Origin of the sequence: Streptomyces sp. NBC_01808 (genome assembly GCF_035917395.1) — a bacterium.
Lineage (GTDB): Bacteria > Actinomycetota > Actinomycetes > Streptomycetales > Streptomycetaceae > Streptomyces.
Genome location: NZ_CP109072.1, coordinates 1,821,650 through 1,841,489, shown reverse-complemented (window position 1 = coordinate 1,841,489; position 19,840 = coordinate 1,821,650). Strand labels below are relative to the sequence as shown.

The following is a 19,840-nucleotide window of genomic DNA, read 5'->3' as shown; positions in this document are numbered from 1 at the left end:
CCCGCGGATCGCTCGCCGCGGGGCCCGGCCCTTTGCATGCCCGTATACGGGCCGGGCGCTGCCCGGGGGCGGGGGGAGTGGACCGGGTACGGCGCCGGGGGCGGGACCGGCCCCCTGACGCGGACGGCGCCCCGCCCCCGCGGGTGCACGGGAACGGGGCGCCGCCGGCGCGCTCCGGGGTCAGGCCCGTACGAGCCGGAAGGTCAGGGACAGCGGCTCGTCGGTGAACGGCTCGCCGTAGCCCTCGGCTTCCGCCGCCTCGCCCGCGGCGAAGTCCGTCGCCAGGACCTCCTCCGCGATCAGCCCGGCGTGGTCCGTGAGCGCCTGGCGGACCTCGGCGTCGGTCGTCGACCAGCGCAGCCGGATCCGGTCCGCGACGTCCAGGCCGGAGTTCTTGCGCGCCTCCTGGACCAGCCGGATCACGTCGCGGGCCAGGCCCGCGCGGCGCAGCTCGGGAGTGATCTCCAGGTCGAGCGCCACCGTGGCGCCCGAGTCGGAGGCCACCGACCAGCCCTCCCGCGGGGTCTCCGTGATGATGACCTCCTCCGCGGAGAGGGTCACCGTCTCGCCGTCGACCTCCACCGTCGCGCTGCCGCCGTCGCGCAGCGCCGCCGACAGCGCCGCCGCGTCCGCCGCCGCGACGGCCTTGGCCACGTCCTGCACCCGCTTGCCGAACCGCTTGCCCAGCGCGCGGAAGTTGGCCTTCGCGGTGGTGTCCACCAGCGAGCGGCCGGCCGCGCCGCCGGTGGCGTCGGACAGCGTCGCGAGCGCGGTGACGTTCAGTTCCTCGGTGATCTGCGCGCGCAGCTCCTCGGGCAGCGCCGCGAAGCCCGTGGCCGCCACCAGCGCCCGCGACAGCGGCTGGCGGGTCTTCACCCCGGACTCCGCCCGCGAGGCCCGGCCCAGCTCCACCAGGCGCCGGACGAGCTGCATCTGCCGCGACAGCTCCGGGTCGTACGCCGTGGCGCCCGAACCGGCCGGCTCCGGCCACGTCGCCAGGTGCACCGAGGCGGGGGCGTCCGGCACCACGGGCACCACCAGGTCCTGCCAGACCCGCTCGGTGATGAACGGCACCACCGGGGCCAGCAGCCGCGTCACGGTCTCCAGTACGTCGTGGAGCGTGCGCAGCGCCGCCGGGTCGCCCTGCCAGAAGCGCCGCCGGGAGCGGCGCACGTACCAGTTGGACAGGTCGTCGACGAAGGCGGACAGCAGCTTGCCGGCGCGCTGGGTGTCGTAGCCGTCGAGGGCCTCGGTCACCCGGGCCGTCAGCGCGTCCAGCTCGCCGAGCAGCCAGCGGTCCAGCAGCGGCCGGTCCGCGGGCGCCGGGTCGGCGGCCGAGGGCGCCCAGCCGGCGGTGCGGGCGTAGAGCGCCTGGAAGGACACCGTGTTCCAGTACGTCAGCAGGGTCTTGCGCACGACCTCCTGGATCGTGCCGTGGCCGACCCGGCGGGCCGCCCAGGGCGAGCCGCCGGCGGCCATGAACCACCGCACGGCGTCGGCGCCGTGCCGGTCCATGAGCGGGATGGGCTCCAGGATGTTGCCCAGGTGCTTGGACATCTTGCGGCCGTCCTCGGCGAGGATGTGGCCGAGGCAGACCACGTTCTCGTACGAGGACTTGTCGAAGACGAGCGTGCCGATGGCCATCAGCGTGTAGAACCAGCCGCGGGTCTGGTCGATGGCCTCGCAGATGAACTGCGCGGGGTAGCGGGTGTCGAAGACGTCCTTGTTCTTGTACGGGTAGCCCCACTGCGCGAAGGGCATCGAGCCCGAGTCGTACCAGGCGTCGATGACCTCCGGCACCCGCTCCGCGCGCAGCGTGCAGCCGGCGGCGGGGCAGGGGAAGGAGACCTCGTCGATGTACGGGCGGTGGGGGTCCAGGGACGACTGGTCGGTGCCGGTCAGCTCGGTCAGCTCGGCCAGGGAGCCGACGCAGGTGAGGTGGTCCTCGGCGCAGCGCCAGATGGGCAGCGGGGTGCCCCAGTAGCGGTTGCGGGACAGGGCCCAGTCGACGTTGTTGTCGAGCCAGTCGCCGTAGCGGCCGTGCTTGACGGAGTCCGGGTGCCAGTTGGTCCGCTCGTTCTCGCGCAGCAGGGCGTCCTTGACGCGGGTGGTGCGGATGTACCAGGAGGGCTGCGGGTAGTAGAGCAGCGGTGTATGGCAGCGCCAGCAGTGCGGGTAGCTGTGCTCGTACGGCTCGTGGCGGAAGAGCAGGCCGCGGGCGTCGAGGTCGCCGACGAGCGTCTCGTCGGCCTTCTTGAAGAACTGCCCGCCGACGAGCGGTAGCTCCTCTCCGAAGGTGCCGTCCGCGCGCACGGGGACGACGACCTCGATGCCGTACCGGCGGGAGACCTTGAAGTCGTCCTCACCGAACGGGGCCTGGTGGACCAGGCCGGTGCCGTCCTCGGTGGTGACGTAGTCGGCGTTGACCACGTAGTGCGCGTCCCGGAGGTCCACCAGGTCGAAGGGGGGCCGGTACGTCCAGCGCTCCATCTCGGCGCCGGTGAACGACTGTCCGGTGGTCTCCCAGCCCTCGCCCAGCGCCTTGCCGACCAATTGCTCGGCGACGACCACCTTCTCGTTGCCGTCGGTGGCGACGACGTAGGTGACCTCCGGGTGGGCCGCGACCGCGAAGTTGGCGGTGAGCGAGAACGGCGTGGTGGTCCAGATGACCAGGGACGCCTCGCCGGCCAGCGGGCCGGAGGTGAGGGGGAAGCGGACGTAGACCGACGGGTCGACGACGGTCTCGTACCCCTGTGCCAGCTCGTGGTCGGACAGGCCGGTGCCGCAGCGCGGGCACCAGGGGGAGACCCGGTAGTCCTGGACGAGCAGGCCCTTGTCGAAGATCTGCTTCAGCGACCACCAGACGGACTCCACGTACTCGGAGTTCATCGTCCAGTACGCGTCGTCCAGGTCGACCCAGTAGCCCATCCGCTCGGTCAGCTCGGCGAAGGCGTCCGTGTGCCGCTGGACCGAGGCGCGGCACTTGTCGTTGAACTCGGCGATGCCGTACGCCTCGATGTCCTGCTTGCCGTTGAAGCCCAGCTCCTTCTCCACGGCCAGCTCCACCGGCAGCCCGTGGCAGTCCCAGCCGGCCTTGCGCGCCACGTGGTAGCCGCGCATCGTGCGGAAGCGCGGGAAGACGTCCTTGAAGACGCGGGCCTCGATGTGGTGGGCGCCCGGCATGCCGTTGGCGGTGGGCGGACCCTCGTAGAAGACCCACTCGGGCCGGCCCTCCGACTGCTCGAGGGAGCGGGCGAAGACCTTTTGCTCGCGCCAGAAGTCGAGCACGGCGTGCTCGAGGGCGGGCAGGTCGACCTGGGCGGGTACCGGGCGGTACAGGGGCGTGGTCATCGGGGACTCTTCCTCCGGCTGGCGTGCTGACGGCCGAACCGGAGGGACGAGAGCCGGGGCTCCCGCGGTACCACCCTCCTTGGCGGCGGAGCGCGCGCGGCGCGCCCACCGCCCCCTCATTGGGGCAGCGGCTGCCGGTTCTACTCGCCCGGGGGCTTTCCTCCGGCGGCTCCGGGGTGATCTTCGCTCCGTGCACGCCGCCCGGGCTCGCACCGTCCCCGGGTCGCTCCTCGGCTGCGTACGGAGGTACTCGTCCCCATCCACGCCTGTCGCTGCCGACAGTGTACGGCCCCCGGGTACGCGCCGCCGACCGGTTTCCGCGGCGGCGGTACTGGGCCGTTCGGCCCAGTACGGGCAAACCGCACGTGCGAGCGGAAGCCCGGGATTACCCGGCGCGGGGCTGGGCACAACGTTTTGAGACCGGTCAGCCATGGCGTGCCCTGTTGCCGCGGACCCAGTGTCGATTTATCGTTCCGGCACCGTTCGCGAACAAGATCACAATATGTGAAGGGGTCCCGGCCATGGTTGCGAAGAAGACCGCGCCGGCGGCGAAGAAGTCCACAGCGAGGAAGGCCACGGCGAAGCAGGCGGCAAAGAAGGCGCCGGCGCAGCAGGCCGCCGCGGGCCGGGCCACGGCCCCGGGGGAGCGGGCGGCGAAGAAGCAGGCCGCGAAGAAGGTCACGAAGAAGGCCGCGAAAAAGGTCACGAAGAAGGCCACGAAGAAGACGGCGGGGAAGAAGACGGCGGCGACCGCGCGGGCGGCCGGTGCGGCCGCCCGCGCGAAGAAGTCGCCGCCCGCGAAGAAGGCCGCGGCCAGGAAGGCGCCGGCCGCAGGGACCGAGCCCGCGAGGAAAACCGCGGCACGGGCCGCCGCTCCGGCGCGTAAGCCGGCGAAGAAGGCGGCGGCCAAGAAGACGTCCGCCAGGACGTCTCCGGGGAAGAAGACGGGAGCCAAGACGGTGGTCGCAAAGAAGACGCAGGTGGTGGAGGCCCCGGTCGCCGAGGCGGCGGGCGGGACGGCAGCCCCGGCCGAGCCGGGGGAGCTGGCCGTGCGTCCGGGGGAGGACCCCTGGACTCCCGAGGAGATCGAGGAGGCCCGCCAGGGCCTGCTGGACGAGGTCGCGAGCCTGCGCTCGGAGATCCGCGCCTCCGAGGAGGCCGTCAGCGGGCTGATGCGCGACTCCGGCGGCGGCGCCGGGGACGACCAGGCCGACACGGGGACGAAGAACATCTCGCGCGAGCACGAGATGGCGCTCGCCGCCGGCGCCAGGGAGCGGCTGGTGCAGACCGAGCGCGCCCTCGTCCGGCTGAAGGACGGCACGTACGGACGCTGCGAGTCCTGCGGCAAGCCGATCGGCAAGGCGCGGATGCAGGCGTTCCCGCGGGCCACCCTGTGCGTGGAGTGCAAGCAGCGGCAGGAGCGCCGCTGAGGGATCGCCGGAGGCGCTGACGGGGCCGGACGGCGGCGGTTACGGGCTGTGGTGCGACGGCTCGTACGAGTGTGTCGTACGCTCGACCCCAGTCAGCGCACCGGAGGGCACACACGTGACAGAGGCGGAGCGGATCAGCGGGGACGCCACGGACCCTCGCGGGGAGGACGAGGCAGCCTCCGCGGCGGGCGAGAAGGCCGTGGCCGACGCCGACACCGCCGACCAGGCCGGGAAGGCGACCGCGGGCGACAAGGCCGCGGAGGCCGGGGACGGCGCGTCGGAGGCGGCGGCCCGCGGGCCCCGCCGCATCGGCGTGCTGCTCGGCGTCGCCGCCCTCGTCTACGCCCTCGACCTCGTCACGAAGCTGATCGTGGTGGCCCAACTGGAGCCGGAGAACCGCTCCGTCGAGGTTGTCGGCGACCTGCTGCGCTTCCAGGTCGTCCGCAACGCAGGCGCGGCGTTCGGCATCGGCGAGTCGATGACCGTGATCTTCACGCTGATCGCGGTCATCGTCATCGGCGTCATCGCCCGGCTGGCGCGCAAGCTCTACAGCCTGCCCTGGGCCATCGCGCTCGGCCTGCTGCTCGGCGGCCCGCTCGGCAACCTGACCGACCGGCTCTTCCGCTCCCCGGGCTTCTTCGAGGGCCACGTGGTGGACTTCATCGCCCCCGAGCACTTCGCGGTCTTCAACCTCGCCGACTCCGCGATCGTCTGCGGCGGCATCCTCATCGTGATCCTGTCCTTCCGCGGCCTCGACCCCGACGGCACGATCCACCGCGGCTGACCGGGACGCCCGTACGCGCCTGCGATACTTCCCGGGTGAGTACCGTGCCCGAGATCCGCACCCTGCCCGTACCCGACGGCCTCGAAGGCGAGCGGCTCGACGCCGCGCTCGCCCGGATGTTCGGGTTTTCCAGGACCAAGGCCGCCGAGCTGGCCGGCGCCGGCAAGGTCCTCGTCGACGGGCGGGAGGCCGGGAAGTCGGACCGGGTCACGGCCGGCGCCTGGCTGGAGGTCGAGATGCCGGCGCCGGCGGCGCCGGTGCGGGTCGTCGCCGAGCCGGTGCCCGGGATGGCCGTCGTGTACGACGACGACCACGTCGTCGTCGTCGACAAGCCCGTCGGCGTCGCCGCCCACCCCAGCCCCGGCTGGAGCGGGACCACCGTCGTCGGCGGCCTGGCCGCCGCGGGGTACGCCATCTCCACCTCCGGCGCCGCCGAGCGGCAGGGCGTGGTGCACCGGCTGGACGTCGGCACCTCGGGGCTGATGGCGGTGGCCAAGTCGGAGCGCGCGTACACGCTGCTCAAGCAGCAGTTCCGGGAGCGTACGGTCGACAAGCGCTACCACGCGCTGGTCCAGGGCCACCCCGACCCGCTCACCGGCACCATCGACGCCCCCGTGGGCCGCCACCCCGTGCACGACTACAAGTGGGCCGTCGTCGCCGACGGCAAGCCCAGCGTCACGCACTACGACCTCGTGGAGGCGTTCCGCGCCGCCAGCCTGCTCGACATCAAGCTGGAGACCGGCCGCACCCACCAGATCCGCGTGCACATGTCCGCCCACCGCCACCCCTGCGTCGGCGACCTCACCTACGGCGCCGACCCGGTGTTCGCCAAGCGGCTCGGCCTGGACCGGCAGTGGCTGCACGCCGTACGGCTCGGCTTCGAGCACCCCGAGGACGGCCGGTGGGTGGAGTTCGAGTCGGACTACCCGGAGGATCTGCGGCAGGCCCTGGACACGGTACGCGCGGACAGCGCCTGACGGCCGCGTCGGCGCGACGCCCATGGAACAGCTCACGCTGCTGCTGGCCCTGGTGCTCGGCGCCCTGATCACCCTCCCCGTCGCCCAGCGGCTCGGGCTGCCGGCGCCGGTGCTGATGACGCTGCTCGGCGGGGTGCTGGCCCTGCTGCCCTTCGTGCCGACTGTCGAGATCCCGCCCGAGTTCATCCTGCCGCTGGTGCTGCCGCCGCTGCTCTACGCGGCCGTGCAGCGCACCTCCTGGCGGCAGTTCGCGCACTACGTACGGCCCGTCCTGCTGCTCGCCGTCGCGCTGGTCTTCGTCACCACCGCCGCCGTCGCGGCCACCGCCTCCGGCGACTTCAACGGGGCGCTGGTCGGCGCGGCCGCCGCCGTCGTCGGCGTGGTCGTGGGCGTACGGCTGCTGTGGCTGCTGCCCGCCGCCGCGCTGGCGCAGCGGCTGCACCAGCGCGGCGGGCACCCGGACGAGGACGAGGAGATCCCCAAGGCGGCGCGGGCGCGGCTGGCGGAGATCGAGCAGGTGCAGGAGCTGCCGGAGGAGATGGCGGAGAAGTTGCAGTGGGCCGCGTACGGCATCGCCACCCGGCTCTACCCGGACCTCGTGGACGAGGACCGCCGCGAGGCGCACGCCCAGCGCCTGGAGCGGCTGCGCACCAGCCGGAAGATCACCGGGGAGCTGCTGTCCGCGGCCCGGCACGAGCTGCTCGCCGCCCGCAGCGAGGGCTACGACCCCGAGATCCTCGACCGCGTCCTAGGGCACCTCGACGTCCGGACCCTTCGGGCCGCCGTCTAGGGGCGCCTGCGCCGTCATCACCTTCGGCAGCGCGTACGGGTGCTTCTCCCGCAGCCAGGCGATCAGTTCCTCGCGCACCATGCACCGCAGGTCCCACAGCGCGTCCGAGTCCCGCGCGGTGGCCAGCGCCCGTACCTGCATCGTGGTCGGCGTGGTGTCCGTGACCACCAGGCTCCAGCCGCGCCCGTCCCAGTGCGCGCAGCCCAGCAGCACCTCGTGCAGCCGCTCGCGCAGCTCGCGCACGGGCGTGGAGTGGTCGAGGTGGAAGAAGACCGTGCCGGTCAGCTCGGGGCCGCCGCGCGACCAGTTCTCGAAGGGCTGGCTGGTGAAGTACGACACGGGGATGGTGATGCGGCGCTCGTCCCAGGTCTTCACCGTCAGGAACGTCAGCGTGATCTCCTCGACCGTCCCCCACTCGCCCTCCACGACGACCGTGTCGCCGATGCGGACCAGGTCCCCGAAGGCGATCTGCAGCCCCGCGAAGAGATTGCCCAGCGTCGACTGGGCGGCGATGCCCGCGATGATGCCGATGACGCCGGCGGACGCGAGCATCGAGGTGCCCACCGCCCGCATCTGCGGGAACGTCAGCAGCATCGAGGCCACCGCGACCGTGCAGATGACGAACACCACCACGCGCTGGATCAGCGTGAGCTGCGTGCGCACCCGTCTGCGGCGGGCGGAGTCGCGGGCCTTGGCCTTGTAGCGGTGGTACGTCAGCTCCACGGCGGCCGCGAGCGCCTTCGTCAGCAGCCACGCCAGGGACGCGATCAGCAGCAGCGTCAGCACGCGGGTGACGATCGTCCGGCTGTCGTCGCTGTGCGCCAGGTCCGCGCGCTTGTACGTGCCCAGCAGGATCGACGTCAGCAGGGCGAACTGCAGCGGCGCCCGGCAGCTTCGCAGCAGGCCCCATATCGGGGTCTCGGGGTGCCGGGCGTCGGCGCGGCGCAGCAGCAGGTCGACCACGACCCCGGCGATCGCGGTGACCGCCACGGCGCCGCCGATGACCAGGACGGGCCGGAGCACATCCTCGGTGGACACGTGAGCCTCCTTCGTACGCGGACCTTCCCGACCGTATCTGCCACGATGGGCGGATGACGATTCTGCTTTTCCACTCCATGTACGGAGTGCGTCCGGCCGTGCGCGAGACCGCGGAGCGCTGGCGCGCCGCCGGGCACGAGGTGATCGTGCCCGACCTCTACGACGGGCGTACCCCGGAAACGGAGGAGGAGGGGCTGGCGGTCAGGGACGAGATCGGCACGGACGAGCTGCTGGCGCGGGCCGTGAAGGCCGCGGCGCCGTACTCGGCGGGCGGGGTGCTGTACGCGGGCTTCTCCCTCGGCGGCGCGCTCGCGCAGAACCTGGCGCTCGCCGACCGGCACGCGCGGGGGCTGCTGCTGATGCACGGCACGTCCGACGTCGCCGACGGGGCCACGGCGGCCTCCGGCGAGCTGCCGGTGCAACTGCACGTGGCCGACCCCGACCCGTACGAGACGCACGACTGGCTCACGGCCTGGTATCTGCGGATGGGCCGGGCCGGCGCCGACGTGGAGGTCTTCCGCTACCCGGGCGCGGGGCACCTGTTCACCGACCCGGGCCTGGCGGACTACGACGCGGAGGCGGCGCAGTCCGCCTGGCCGGTGGCGGACGCGTTCGTGGCGGAGCTGGACGTGCGCTCCGCCACGTGACGCGGGGTCCTACGCGCCGAGCTTGTCCAGCTCGGCCGGGAGCGCGTTGCTCTCGATCGTCTTGCCGTCGATCTTGATGGTCGGCGTGCCCTCGATGCCGGCGTCGTTGAAGCTGTCGATCATCTCCAGGGCCCACTTGTCGAACGTCCCCTTGTTGACGTTCTTCTGGAACTGCTTGTTGCCCTTCAGCTCGTCGACGTTCTTGGCGACGTCCAGCAGGTACTCGTTGTCGGCGAACTTGTCCTCGCTCTCCGCGGGGTGGTGGTCCGCCGAGTAGAGCAGGCCGTGGTACTCCTTGAACGCCTCGGTGCTGACGTCCAGCGCCGCGCCCAGGGCGCTGGCGGCGTTCTTGGAGCCGTTGCCGCCGAAGTTGCCGTCGATGATCGCGCCGAGGTGGACGCGGAGCTGGTACTTGTCGTCCTCGGCGCCCTTCTTGATCCGCTCGCCCAACTGCTGCTCGAACTGCGCGCACGCGGGGCAGCGCAGGTCCTCGTAGACGTCGACGGTCTTCTCGGCGTCCTTGCCGCCGAGCACGACGCTGGTGCCCTTGTCGCCCTCGGCGTTCGCCGGCTGGACGAGCTTGGCGTTCTTCGCCGCGCCCCAGTCCTTGTCGCTGCCGTCGTCGCCGCCGAGCGTGGTCACCGCGAAGGCGACGCCGCCGACGACGGCCAGCAGACCGACGACGGCACCGCCGACGAAGAGCTGCCGGCGCACCTTCTCCTTCTTGGCCTGCTTCTCGCGCTCGATGCGCAGCCGCTCGCGCGCGGCCCGCTTGGCTTCCTGGCTGTTTCGCTTGCTCATGGTGGGAGGTCCCTCTGTGGTGGGTGTGGCTGTGTCCGTGCTTCTTCGGCCTGGCTGCCGGATCAGGCAGCGGCCGGGCACGGCGGGCCACGCCGCAGGACCGAGTGGAGCAGGTGCGGCTGGGGGCGGACGGCGCGGGTACGGTCCGACCGGCGGCCGGGGCGGCCGGTGCTCCGCACCGGGGCGACGGTGACGATCGCGACGGCCAGCAGCAGCGGCCGGAAGGCGATGGCCGCGGCGGCGCGCAGCAGCCCGGCGAGGGCCGCCTCGCCGCGGCGCAGCCAGGCGGCGGCGACCAGGCCGACGCCGACGTGGGCGGCGAGCAGCAGCCAGGGGCTGGCGGCGGTGCCCGCCAGGGCCTCGCCGCGGGCGGTCATCCGGGCCAGCGGGGTGCCGAACTCGCCGGAGCAGAGGAGGTCGAGCCCCAGGGAGCGCATGGAGCCCGCGACGGGGCCGCCGGACTGGCCGTAGCAGGTGTGCTGGCCGGTGGTGAAGACGGTGTCCGCCGCCAGCTCCAGCGGCACGAGCAGGGCTGCGATGCTCCAGTAGCCGCGCTCGCGGCGGCCGGCGAGTAGATAGGCGACGACGAACACGCCGGCGGAGAGCGCGGCCAGCATGCCCAGGGGCAGGGGGTTGGCGGACAGGAGCACGTGGGCGCCCGCGGACAGGCTGATGCACAGCGCGGTGAAGACCGCCGCGCGCACCACCCTGATCGTTACGGCCGCATGTTCCATCGTGCGTGATTCTGCCACGGCGGACCGTAAACCGGTGCTAAAGGGGAGGCCCGGCTTCAGTGCGGCCGGGGGACCGCGGTGTCAGTGCCGCGTCCTAGACTTCCCAGCGTCCTGCCCGAGCCCTCGCGCCCACCGTCTGCTGGAGGTCCTCCGTCGTGGCCAAGCCGCCTTTTACGCATCTGCATGTGCACACGCAGTATTCGCTGCTGGATGGGGCGGCGCGGTTGAAGGATATGTTCGCGGCGTGTCGTGAGATGGGGATGTCGCATATCGCGATGACGGATCATGGGAATCTTCATGGTGCGTATGACTTTTTGCGCAGGCGTCGGCGGCGGGGGTGACGCCGATCATCGGTATCGAGGCGTATGTGGCGCCGGAGTCGCGGCGGAACAAGCGGAAGGTGCAGTGGGGGCAGCCGCATCAGAAGCGTGATGACGTGTCGGGTTCCGGTGGGTATACGCACAAGACGATCTGGGCGTCTTCTCGTACGGGTTTGCATAATTTGTTCCGGTTGTCGTCGGATGCGTACAAGGAGGGGTGGCTGCAGAAGTGGCCGCGGATGGACAAGGAGGTGATCGCGGAGCATGCGGAGGGGTTGATCGCTTCTACGGGGTGTCCTTCGGGTGAGGTGCAGACGCGGTTGCGTCTTGGGCAGTTCGACGAGGCGCTGGCGGCGGCGGCGTGGTATCAGGAGGTGTTCGGGAAGCAGCGGTATTTCCTGGAGTTGATGGATCACGGGATCGAGATCGAGCGGCGGGTGCGGGACGGGCTGCTGGAGATCGGGCGGAAGCTGGGTATTCCGCCGCTGGTGACGAATGATTCGCATTACACGTATGCGCAGGAGGCGGGGGCGCATGATGCGTTGTTGTGTATTCAGACGGGGAAGAATCTTTCTGATCCCGACCGGTTCAGGTTCGACGGGACGGGTTATTACCTGAAGTCGACCGAGGAGATGTATGCGGTCGATTCCTCGGACGCCTGGCAGGAGGGGTGTGCGAACACGCTGCTGGTGGCGGAGCAGATCGACACCGCGGGGTGGTTCGAGAAGCGCGACCTGATGCCCCGCTTCGAGGTCCCCGACGGCTACAGCGAAGTCACCTGGTTCCAGGAGGAGGTCCGCCGCGGCATGGCCCGCCGCTACCCGGGCGGCGTCCCGGAGGACCGCCAGCGCCAGGCCGAGTACGAGATGGACGTCATCATCCAGATGGGGTTCCCGGGGTACTTCCTGGTGGTCGCGGACTTCATCATGTGGGCGAAGAACAACGGGATCGCGGTGGGCCCGGGGCGGGGGTCCGCGGCGGGTTCGATCGTGTCGTACGCGATGGGGATCACGGACCTGGACCCGATCGAGCACGGGCTGATCTTCGAGCGGTTCCTGAATCCGGAGCGGGTGTCGATGCCGGATGTGGACATCGACTTCGACGAGCGCAGGCGGGCGGAGGTGATCCGCTATGTGACGGAGAAGTACGGTGCCGACAAGGTCGCGATGATCGGCACGTACGGCACGATCAAGGCGAAGAACGCGATCAAGGACTCCGCGCGGGTGCTGGGGTATCCGTACGCGATGGGCGACCGCATCACCAAGGCCATGCCCGCCGACGTGCTCGGCAAGGGCATCCCGCTCTCCGGCATCACCGACCCTGACCACCCCCGGTACTCCGAGGCGGGCGAGGTCCGCGGGCTGTACGAGAACGAGCCGGATGTGAAGAAGGTCATCGACACCGCGCGGGGAGTCGAGGGCCTGGTGCGGCAGATGGGCGTGCACGCGGCCGGCGTGATCATGTCCAGCGAGCCGATCGTGGACCACGTCCCGGTCTGGGTGCGCCACACCGACCAGGTGACGATCACGCAGTGGGACTACCCGACCTGTGAGTCGCTCGGCCTGCTGAAGATGGACTTCCTCGGCCTGCGCAACCTCACCATCATGGACGACGCCGTCAAGATGGTGAAGCAGAACAAGGGCCGGGACATCGAGCTGCTGTCGCTGCCGCTCGACGACCCCACGACCTTCGAGCTGCTGGGCCGGGGCGACACCCTCGGCGTCTTCCAGTTCGACGGGGGGCCCATGCGCTCCCTGCTGCGCATGATGAAGCCCGACAACTTCGAGGACATCTCCGCGGTCTCGGCGCTGTACCGGCCGGGTCCCATGGGCATGAACTCGCATATCAACTATGCGCTGCGCAAGAACGGCCAGCAGGAGATCACCCCGATCCACCCGGAGCTCGAGGAACCGCTGAAGGAGGTCCTCGACGTCACCTACGGCCTGATCGTGTATCAGGAGCAGGTGCAGAAAGCCGCGCAGGTGCTCGCCGGCTATTCGCTCGGCCAGGCGGACCTGCTGCGCCGGGCGATGGGCAAGAAGAAGAAGGAAGTACTCGACGCCGAGTTCGTCAACTTCCAGAAGGGCGCCCGCGAGAAGGGCTACAGCGACCAGGCCATCCAGGCCGTCTGGGACGTCCTGGTCCCCTTCGCGGGGTACGCGTTCAACAAGGCGCACTCCTCCGCGTACGGCCTCGTCTCCTATTGGACGGCGTATCTCAAGGCGAACTATCCCGCCGAGTACATGGCCGCGCTGCTGACGTCCGTGCGCGACGACAAGGACAAGTCCGCGGTCTATCTCAACGAGTGCCGGAAGATGGGGATCAAGGTGCTCCCGCCGGATGTCAACGAGTCCGACGCCAACTTCACTCCCCGCGGTGATGACACGATCGTGTTCGGCCTGACCGCCGTGCGCAACGTCGGGCAGAACGTGGTGGAGTCGATCGTTCGCAACCGCAAGGCCAAGGGGCGCTACGCGTCGTTCCCCGACTTCCTCGACAAGGTCGACGCCGTCGTCTGCAACAAGCGCACCGTCGAGTCGCTGATCAAGGCGGGTGCGTTCGACGCCCTCGGGCACACCCGCAAGGGCCTCACCGCGCAGTACGAGCCGATGATCGACAACGTGGTGTCGGTCAAGCGGAAGGAGGCCGAGGGCCAGTTCGACCTCTTCGGCGGCATGGGCGACGAGGCCGCGGCGGACGAGCCGGGCTTCGGGCTCGACGTGCAGTTCACCGACGAGGAGTGGGAGAAGTCCTATCTCCTCGCCCAGGAACGGGAGATGCTCGGCCTCTACGTCTCCGACCACCCGCTCTTCGGCATCGAGCACGTGCTGGGTGACAAGGCCGACGCCTCCATCGCCGCGCTCAACGGCGGCGACCACGCCGACGGGGCCATCGTCACCATCGGCGGCATCATCTCCGGCCTGCAGCGCAAGATGACCAAGCAGGGCAACGCCTGGGCCATCGCGACCGTCGAGGACCTCGGCGGCTCCATCGACTGCATGTTCTTTCCGGCCACGTACCAGTTGGTCTCCACCCAACTCGTCGAGGACGCCATCGTCTTCGTCAAGGGGCGGCTCGACAAGCGCGAGGACGTGCCGCGGCTGGTCGCCATGGAACTCGCCGTCCCCGACCTGTCGGAGGTGTCCGCGAACGCGCCGGTGACGATCACGATCCCCACGGTCAAGGTCACCCCGCCGCTGGTGGAGAAGCTGGGCGAGGTGCTGTCGCAGCACCGCGGCGGCACCGAGGTGCGGGTGAAGCTCCAGGGCTCCCGCACCACCACCGTGCTCCGTCTCGACCGCCACCGGGTGACGTCGGACCCGGCGCTCTTCGGCGACCTGAAGGCGCTCCTCGGGCCGTCCTGTCTGGCAGGCTGACGGGCGCTGGCCGCCGGGCCGGGGACGGCCCGGTCCGGCGGCCACGCACCGGCATGCGCGGGCGCGCCCGCGAGGGGCGCGCCCGCCGGGCCGCGCTCAGTTGTGACCGAAGCGCTTTTCCTTGTGCTTCTGGGTCTTGTGGCTCCCGGAGCCCGGGTTCACGGCCTCGCTGACCTGGTCGGGCGGCGGGCCGCCCGCCGAGGGGGAGTCGGTCTCCATGCCGCGCTCCTCCTGCGGGGCGGCGGCGCGGTCGTTCTGGCGGTTTCTGTTCTTACGGCTCATGGGGCTCACCGCTCCCCGACCCGGGGACGCCGGCCGGCGTCGCCCGCGGGCGCCTGGGCCCGGGTCTCCGGCGGCGGCTCGTCGGGGGACTGCCGCCGGCCGCGGTCGGGTATGCCCGCCGGCGAGCCGGCGTACTTGTCCCGGTGGGAATGCTGTTGCTGCTTTTTCTCGCGGTTCTTGCGCTTACCCATCACTGATCCTTTACAGGCGCGGACCCCCGCGGAGATCACCTTCGCACGGCCTGAGATGCCTCGCATGTCGGATAATTACCGTGCGTAGTACGTGCTGTTCATGGCCGGGCATCGGTGTCCGCCACGCCGATGATCGATGCCCTGCTGTTAACCACCCCTCAGTGGGGCAGACTCGAAGGCAACCCGATGTGAACTCCGCGGCACCGGCCCGGAACCGGCTGAGAAGAGGGTGAATCGTGGACCGCTGCGTCGTCCTGGTGGACGCCGGCTACCTGCTGGGCGCCGCCGCGAGCCTGCTCGCCGGAGAACCCGCCCGCTCCCGGATCACCGTCGACCACCCCGCGCTCATCCAGGGCCTGCGGGACCAGGCCGAAGCCGACACCGGACAGCGGCTGCTGCGCATCTACTGGTTCGACGGCGCCCCCGACCGCGTACCGCAGCCGGAACACCGGCGGCTGCGCGTGATGTCCCGCGTCACCGTCCGCCTCGGCGCGCTCACCCGCAGCGACGGCCGCTGGGCGCAGAAGGGCGTCGACGCCGCGATGCACGCGGAGCTGACCGAGCTGGCCCGCAACCGCGCCTGCGCCGACGTCGTGCTCGTCACCGGCGACGGCGACCTGCTGCCGGGGATGATGTCCGCGAAGGAGCACGGCGTCGCCGTGCACCTGTGGGCGGTCCAGGCCGCCGACGGCGACTACAACCAGTCCGAGGACCTGGTCGCCGAGGCCGACGAGCGGCGCGTGCTCGACCGGGCCTGGATCACCCGTGCCATGCAGGCCAAGGACCTCACCGGCATCTGCGCCCCCAGCCCGGTGCCGCGGCCCGAGATCGCCGCGATCCTCTCCGCCCCGCCCTCGGAGACCTCCGTCGCCGGCAAGCAGACGGCCGTCGCCAACGGCACCGCGCAGGCCACCGCCCCGGTCACGGAGCGCCGCCACGACGACGCGGGCACGGCCCCGGACGCCGTACCCGACGACGAGGACGACCCCGGCGCCAAGGGCGGCGTGCCCACCCCGAAGGACCTCGCGAGCCTGGGCCGCCCCGCCGTGTCCGAGGGCCGCCACGGGCACCCCGTGGGCAACGCCACCCTGCGCTGGTCGTCCGACCGCGGCTGGGTGGAGCGGCCGGGCGCGGAGCCGCCGGATGTCGCCGGGCTGCCCACGCTCGCCCAGCTCACCACCGCGGAGCAGCGCTGGGCGGACCGCGAGGAGGACATCACCGTCATCGGCGGCGATCCGTTCGAGGTGGGGCAGGTCTTCGCCAGGCGCTGGATGGAGCGGCTGGCGGACCAGGCGAAGCTGCGGCTGCTGGCCGGCCAGTACCCGCGTATCCCGCACCGTATCGACGGCGAGCTGCTGCGCTACGCCGCCCGCTTCGGGCTGCTGGCGCACAAGGACGACCAGATCGACGAGCGCGACCGGTACGCGATCCGGGCCGGGTTCTGGCGCGAGGTGGACGTCAGCTCCGCCGCCGAGCACGCCCAGGCCACGGAGCCGGAGGCGTAGGGCCTGTCGTCCTGGATCTTCGCCGGGCGCGCGGCCCGATCCGGCAAGATCCCCACGACAGACCCCGGCCAGGACCGAGGATCACGACGCGAGCGAGGCACCCCCGCACATCACCAGGTGCTGTCCCGTCACCATCCCGCCGTCCGGCCCCAGCAGGAATGCGGTGAGTGCGGCGACCTCTGCCGGGCGGACGAGGCGGCCCAGGGCCGGAGTGCGGGGAGGTGTGGTGGCGCGCGCCGGGTCGCGAAGCATAGGGGTGTCGGTGGGTCCCGGTGCCACGACATTGACGGTGATGGCGCGCGGCGCGAGTTCGGTGGCCCAGGCACGGGCGAGCGCGGGGAGGGCCGCCTTGGTGGCGGCGTACTGGCTCTTGCCGGGAACGCCGGAGGCCGTGCGGCTGCCGAGCAGGACGATGCGGCCGCCGTCGGGGATGCGGTGGAGGAGGGCGTCCATCAGGACGGTGGCGGCGTGGACGTGGACGCGCCACATGCGTTCGCCTGCGGAGGCGTCGAGTGCGCCGAGGGGTGCGGACGCCTGCAGGCCCGCGGCGTGCACGACGGCGTCGAGCGGTGCGTCGCCGGGGAGGGCTGCGCCGATCGCCTGGTCCAGGCCGGTGGGGGCGGCCAGATCGACAGGGTGCCAGGTCAGAGCGGGATGCCGGTTGTCCGGTCGGGTGCGGCTCAGGGCTGTGACGTGCCAGCCGTCGGTCAGGAGGCGGTCGGTGACGGCGGCGCCGATCCCGGAGCTGGCTCCGGTGACGACGGCGTGGGGCGGATGCGGAGAAGACGGCGGAGGGGACGGTGGCAAGGCAGGCTCCCGGGTGGCTGGTTGACCAGGTGCTGCGCGCTTTCCGCGCAGGGGGTGGACCACAGATGATGCCTCTCGTGCGCGATTCACGCGAGACCCCTTGCGCGTATCGCGCAAGCATGCGAGGTTTTCGCACGCGACCAGCGCCGCGCTCGCCACCTCCGCGGGGACGTCCTCGGTGCACCGAGCCGGTCGCCCCTGAGACTGCGGGAAGGCCGACGATGACTTCTGCTGCTGCCCCAGATCCGTACCCAGGCCACCTGGACGCAGGTGCCGAACACCGCGTTCCCCGCCTCCGTACGCCCCGCACATCCGGTATCTCCCGCCGTGGCCTGCTGCGCTGGGGCGTGCTGGGCGGGGGCAGTCTCGCCCTGGGCGGGCCGCTGGCCGGCTGCGCCGGGCCGACCGGGCTGCCGGGCCCCGGCACGCTCACTCTCGGCCTGACCCGGTCCCTGGTCAGCCTCGACAACAAGCTCAACCAGTTCGACGCGGCCGTCACCGTGCAGCGCGCCGTGCGCCAGGCGCTGACCATGCTCGGACCTGGTCTGAAGCCACGCCTCATCCTCGCCGATCGGTTCGAGATGACGGAGCCGACGGCGTGGACGGTCAGGCTGCGCAAGGGCGTTCGTTACGCGGACGGGTCGCCGGTGACCGTCGAGGACGTCGCCACCGCGCTCCGGATGTACGGGAAGGTCAACGGATCCTTCCTGCTCAGTCTCTTCCCCGAGCTGCCGGAGGTCGAGAAGACCGGGGACCCGCGGACCTTCCGGCTGCGCACCGAGCGGCCGGTGCCGATCCTCGACCGGTTGATGGCCAACATTCACATCACCCCGGCCGCCGCCAACGAGCCGGAGGAACTGCAGAGCGGACTCGGCTCCGGGCCCTACCGGGTCGCCCGCGCCAACTCCGGCGCCGGCGAGTACACGCTGGCGCGCAACCCACGCTACTGGGGGCCGAAGCCGCGCCTGGAGACGGTCCGCGTGCGATACGTCCCAGAGGAATCGAGCCGGGTCGTGGCGCTGCGCAGCGGTGAGCTGGACGTGGTCGACACGCTCAGCCCGGATGCCGCCGAGCAGCTCACCGAGCTGCCCGGTGTCGCCCTGGAACGGGGCGAGGGCGCCCGTTTCTGCCAGCTCTTCTACAACTTCCGTAAGCCGAAGGACCATCCGCTCTCCGACCCGCGCGTACGGCAGGGGCTGGCGTACGCCATCGACGGCGAAGCCCTGCTGCGCGATGTGCTCGCCGACTCGGCGAGCCCGGCTCTCGGCGTCGTTCCGACGGCCCTCGACGGTGCCGTCGAGACGGGCTCCTACCCTCACGACCCGGCCCGCGCCCGCGAACTGCTGCGCCGCTACGGCGCGGACGGCCTCAAGCTGGTCTTCATCTGGGAGAGCGGGGAGTTCGCCGGTGACGCCTCCGTGATGGAAGCGGTCGCGGACATGCTCGGTGACGTCGGTGTCGGCGTCACGCTCAAGCAGTTCCAGCCCGGCGGCGACATCCTCAAGTGGCGTCAGGGCAGGGGCGGTGACTGGGATGTCATCGGCAACGGCTTCCCGAGCCCGACCGGTCTCGCACTCACCTGCCTGCAGGGCATGTACGCCGGCACGGAGGAGAAGGAACGGACCCGGGAGGCTTTCATGGGCTATGTCTTCCCGGAGATCGCGGACGCGATCGAGGAAGCGTCCGTCGAGGTCGACCACGCGGAGCGGAACCGGAAACTCGCGGCCGTACAGCAGGCGGTCTGGGACACCTGGCCCGCGCTGTGGGCCTTCGTCCCCAACACGCTGCTGGCCCGCCGCACCCGCGTCCGCGACATCGGCCTGCTGCCGACCAACTCTTACGACATCACCGCCGTGCGCCTGGAGGGCTGAGCCGTGCCGACCTATCTGCTGCGGCGCCTCGGCCAGAGTGCGCTGACCGTCTTCCTCACCCTCACCGCCGTCTTCCTCCTTGTCCGGCTCGCCCCCGGGGACCCGGCCGCCGCCTACGCGGCGCCGACCGCCAGCACCGAGGACCTCGCCCGTATCCGCAGCGAGTTCGGCCTCGACCGGCCCCTGCTCGTCCAGTACGGGATCTACCTGCGCGATCTGGCCGGCGGTGATCTCGGCACCAGTTACTCGTTCCACTCGCCCGCTCTCGACGTCGTCCTGGAGCGGCTGCCGTACACGATCACACTCGCCGTCTCCGCGATCGCGGTGACGGTCCTGGTGGCCGTTCCCCTCGGGGTATGGATGGCGCGGCGCGCGGACACCCGGCGCGAGCTGAGCGCGAACGTCCTCACCATCGTGGGCCAGTCGATGCCGGACTTCTGGACCGGCGTCATGCTGCTGACCGGTTTCGCCGTACTCCTTCCGGTCCTGCCCGCCTCCGGGTTCACGAGCTGGGGCGGGCTGGTCCTGCCGACGATGACCGTGGCCGTGCTGCAGTTCGCGCTGGTCTCCCGGCTGGTACGGCGCGAGATGACGACCGCCCTGGCCGCGCCGTACACGACGGTGGCGCGTTCGCGCGGGGTCGCCGAGCGGGCGCTGGTGTGGCGGTACGCGCTCGGGAACTCGGCGGTGCCGCTGATCACGGCGATCGGTACGCGGTTCGCGGCGCTGCTCAACGGCGTCGTGGTGGTCGAGGTCGTGTTCGCCTGGCCCGGTGTCGGCTCGCTCGTCGTGCGCGCCCTTGAGACGCGGGACTACCCGCTCATCCAGGCCACGGTCCTGATCACCGCGAGTCTGGCCGTTCTCGTCCAGCTCCTCGTCGACCTCCTCTACCCGCTGCTCGACCCGCGGGTCCGACTCGGAAAGGCGGCCTGATC

Annotated in this window: 16 protein-coding genes and 1 pseudogene; 9 read left to right on the top strand and 8 right to left on the bottom strand. The window is 71.3% G+C overall.

Annotation, left to right across the window (positions count from 1 at the left end):
- Positions 1 to 180: 180 nt before the first annotated feature.
- Both ileS and OG946_RS07775 read right to left on the bottom strand, forming a co-directional pair.
- Complete coding sequence (gene ileS / locus OG946_RS07780) at positions 181 to 3,351, bottom strand: isoleucine--tRNA ligase (protein WP_326795398.1); 3,171 nt, start codon at positions 3,349 to 3,351, stop codon at positions 181 to 183.
- 424 nt (positions 3,352 to 3,775) lie between these two features.
- On the bottom strand, positions 3,776 to 4,261 hold the full coding sequence (locus OG946_RS07775) for a hypothetical protein (protein ID WP_326795397.1): 486 nt from the start codon (positions 4,259 to 4,261) through the stop codon (positions 3,776 to 3,778).
- A 49-nt stretch (positions 4,262 to 4,310) separates the two neighbouring features.
- On the opposite strand from OG946_RS07775, the gene OG946_RS07770 reads away from it, so the two are divergent.
- From OG946_RS07770 to OG946_RS07755, 4 genes are all read left to right on the top strand, one after another.
- Positions 4,311 to 4,781, top strand: a complete 471-nt coding sequence (locus OG946_RS07770) for a TraR/DksA family transcriptional regulator (RefSeq protein ID WP_326795396.1) — start codon at positions 4,311 to 4,313, stop codon at positions 4,779 to 4,781.
- 115 nt (positions 4,782 to 4,896) lie between these two features.
- Positions 4,897 to 5,565 carry a signal peptidase II gene (lspA, locus tag OG946_RS07765; RefSeq protein ID WP_326795395.1) on the top strand — a complete coding sequence of 223 codons (669 nt, stop codon included), beginning with the start codon at positions 4,897 to 4,899 and terminating at the stop codon, positions 5,563 to 5,565.
- 35 nt (positions 5,566 to 5,600) lie between these two features.
- A complete protein-coding gene (locus OG946_RS07760; RefSeq protein WP_326795394.1) occupies positions 5,601 to 6,542 on the top strand; it encodes an RluA family pseudouridine synthase in 942 nt (313 codons plus the stop codon).
- Between the two features lie 22 nt (positions 6,543 to 6,564).
- Positions 6,565 to 7,332 (top strand): cation:proton antiporter domain-containing protein, encoded by a 768-nt coding sequence (locus tag OG946_RS07755; RefSeq protein WP_326795393.1) that lies wholly within the window; start codon positions 6,565 to 6,567, stop codon positions 7,330 to 7,332.
- On the opposite strand, the gene OG946_RS07750 is transcribed toward OG946_RS07755, so the two are convergent.
- Positions 7,291 to 8,370, bottom strand: a complete 1,080-nt coding sequence (locus OG946_RS07750) for a mechanosensitive ion channel family protein (RefSeq protein WP_326795392.1) — start codon at positions 8,368 to 8,370, stop codon at positions 7,291 to 7,293. The genes OG946_RS07755 and OG946_RS07750 overlap by 42 nt on opposite strands.
- Positions 8,371 to 8,423: 53 nt before the next feature.
- Between OG946_RS07750 and OG946_RS07745 the strand changes: the two genes are divergently transcribed.
- On the top strand, positions 8,424 to 9,017 hold the full coding sequence (locus OG946_RS07745) for a dienelactone hydrolase family protein (RefSeq protein ID WP_326795391.1): 594 nt from the start codon (positions 8,424 to 8,426) through the stop codon (positions 9,015 to 9,017).
- Between the two features lie 9 nt (positions 9,018 to 9,026).
- Here OG946_RS07745 and OG946_RS07740 read toward each other — a convergent pair whose 3' ends face one another.
- Together OG946_RS07740 and OG946_RS07735 are read right to left on the bottom strand one after the other, a co-directional pair.
- Positions 9,027 to 9,818 carry a thioredoxin domain-containing protein gene (locus tag OG946_RS07740; RefSeq protein WP_326795390.1) on the bottom strand — a complete coding sequence of 264 codons (792 nt, stop codon included), beginning with the start codon at positions 9,816 to 9,818 and terminating at the stop codon, positions 9,027 to 9,029.
- A gap of 62 nt (positions 9,819 to 9,880) precedes the next feature.
- Positions 9,881 to 10,552: a hypothetical protein gene (locus OG946_RS07735; protein ID WP_326795389.1), complete on the bottom strand. Its 672-nt coding sequence runs from the start codon at positions 10,550 to 10,552 to the stop codon at positions 9,881 to 9,883.
- A 155-nt stretch (positions 10,553 to 10,707) separates the two neighbouring features.
- Between OG946_RS07735 and dnaE the strand changes: the two are divergent.
- Positions 10,708 to 14,249: pseudogene (gene dnaE / locus OG946_RS07730) on the top strand (DNA polymerase III subunit alpha).
- Positions 14,250 to 14,345: 96 nt separating this feature from the next.
- On the opposite strand, the gene OG946_RS07725 reads toward dnaE, so the two are convergent.
- Positions 14,346 to 14,531 (bottom strand): hypothetical protein, encoded by a 186-nt coding sequence (locus OG946_RS07725; protein WP_326795388.1) that lies wholly within the window; start codon positions 14,529 to 14,531, stop codon positions 14,346 to 14,348.
- 5 nt (positions 14,532 to 14,536) lie between these two features.
- Positions 14,537 to 14,722, bottom strand: a complete 186-nt coding sequence (locus OG946_RS07720; protein WP_326795387.1) for a hypothetical protein — start codon at positions 14,720 to 14,722, stop codon at positions 14,537 to 14,539.
- A 236-nt stretch (positions 14,723 to 14,958) separates the two neighbouring features.
- Between OG946_RS07720 and OG946_RS07715 the strand changes: the two genes are divergently transcribed.
- Positions 14,959 to 16,227 (top strand): NYN domain-containing protein, encoded by a 1,269-nt coding sequence (locus OG946_RS07715; protein WP_326795386.1) that lies wholly within the window; start codon positions 14,959 to 14,961, stop codon positions 16,225 to 16,227.
- Between the two features lie 81 nt (positions 16,228 to 16,308).
- On the opposite strand, the gene OG946_RS07710 is transcribed toward OG946_RS07715, so the two are convergent.
- Entirely contained in the window at positions 16,309 to 17,034 is a 726-nt protein-coding gene (locus tag OG946_RS07710; protein WP_326795385.1) for an SDR family NAD(P)-dependent oxidoreductase, read from the bottom strand.
- Positions 17,035 to 17,255: 221 nt separating this feature from the next.
- Between OG946_RS07710 and OG946_RS07705 the strand changes: the two genes are divergently transcribed.
- Positions 17,256 to 18,905, top strand: coding sequence for an ABC transporter substrate-binding protein (locus OG946_RS07705; protein ID WP_326795384.1), 1,650 nt, complete (start codon positions 17,256 to 17,258; stop codon positions 18,903 to 18,905).
- Between the two features lie 3 nt (positions 18,906 to 18,908).
- The gene (locus OG946_RS07700) at positions 18,909 to 19,838 is read left to right on the top strand and encodes an ABC transporter permease (protein WP_326795383.1); all 930 of its coding nucleotides are present in this window, start codon (positions 18,909 to 18,911) and stop codon (positions 19,836 to 19,838) included.
- Positions 19,839 to 19,840: the final 2 nt, after the last annotated feature.

Excerpts from the sequence above, each read along its gene's own strand:
- OG946_RS07745 (WP_326795391.1), top strand. The coding sequence starts at position 8,424 with ATGACGATTCTGCTTTTCCACTCCATGTACGGAGTGCGTCCGGCCGTG.
- OG946_RS07740 (WP_326795390.1), bottom strand. The coding sequence starts at position 9,818 with ATGAGCAAGCGAAACAGCCAGGAAGCCAAGCGGGCCGCGCGCGAGCGG.
- ileS (WP_326795398.1), bottom strand. The coding sequence starts at position 3,351 with ATGACCACGCCCCTGTACCGCCCGGTACCCGCCCAGGTCGACCTGCCC.
- OG946_RS07705 (WP_326795384.1), top strand. The coding sequence starts at position 17,256 with ATGACTTCTGCTGCTGCCCCAGATCCGTACCCAGGCCACCTGGACGCA.
- OG946_RS07755 (WP_326795393.1), top strand. The coding sequence starts at position 6,565 with ATGGAACAGCTCACGCTGCTGCTGGCCCTGGTGCTCGGCGCCCTGATC.
- OG946_RS07735 (WP_326795389.1), bottom strand. The coding sequence starts at position 10,552 with ATGGAACATGCGGCCGTAACGATCAGGGTGGTGCGCGCGGCGGTCTTC.
- OG946_RS07720 (WP_326795387.1), bottom strand. The coding sequence starts at position 14,722 with ATGGGTAAGCGCAAGAACCGCGAGAAAAAGCAGCAACAGCATTCCCAC.
- OG946_RS07725 (WP_326795388.1), bottom strand. The coding sequence starts at position 14,531 with ATGAGCCGTAAGAACAGAAACCGCCAGAACGACCGCGCCGCCGCCCCG.